We start from the raw sequence: 831 nt of genomic DNA, 5'->3' as shown, positions 1-831 counted from the left end.
AGCTCGATCTGGTGTTAAGTCAGCAGCATTTAGTCCCAGAAACCGATCGGGATCTGTTGTTGACTTTTAACATCTCAAACCTTGAAGGGATGATTGCGCGCCCTTTGTTTAAGGCTAAACATGGTTTCTTTACCAGTGATAAATACTTGCAACGAAGAGGCACAATTACCACACCAGAGCAGTTGGCGCAGCAGGACTGGGTTAGTGTCGATCATGTAACGGATATCCCACTTTATAAAGACGATAAGTTAGATCAGAACATTACCATTCAACCTAAGTTTGTGGTCAATGACATCCACCGAGTAGCGGAAGCGGTGGAGAATGGCTTAGGTGTTGCTTCGCTACCATTTCGTCATATCTCGCCCAATATGGAACTCATTCAGCTCTTACCTGAGTACCATCGAGGTGACCGTCAGGCGTATTTAGTGTACAAAGAGAGAAAATATCAGCCTAAGGCGTTGACGCTACTGATTGATGCATTGATTGAGAGCATTCGATCTTTCCATCACGACGAGGCCGTCTTATAAAAAGGAGCAACAAATGAAAGTAAGTTTTATCGGACTGGGTGTTATGGGTTTCCCAATGGCAGGTCACCTAGTTAAAGCCGGTTTCGAGGTGACGGTATTTAACCGTACTCACGGCAAAGCACTCGATTGGGCTGATAAATACCAAGGTAAAGCCGCTGAGAGTGTAGCGGAGTGTGTGGCTGAAGCGGATGTTGTTCTTGTGTGTGTCGGCAACGATGATGACGTACGCAGTATGACGACCAGCGAAACAGGCGCACTGGCGGCGATGAAGCCAAACGCAATCCTTGTTGACCATACTACGACG

General features: G+C 46.7%; 2 protein-coding genes. Both read left to right on the top strand.

Annotation, left to right across the window (positions count from 1 at the left end):
* The coding region (locus KIV40_RS33560; RefSeq protein WP_285353740.1) for a LysR substrate-binding domain-containing protein at positions 1-527 on the top strand (527 nt) is incomplete at its 5' end.
* A gap of 13 nt (positions 528-540) precedes the next feature.
* The coding region (locus KIV40_RS33555; RefSeq protein WP_285353738.1) for an NAD(P)-dependent oxidoreductase at positions 541-831 on the top strand (291 nt) is incomplete at its 3' end.

The organism is Vibrio sp. D173a (assembly GCF_030248475.1).
The sequence above is the reverse complement of the archived record's forward strand: the minus strand, read 5'-3'. Positions and strand labels throughout refer to the sequence as shown.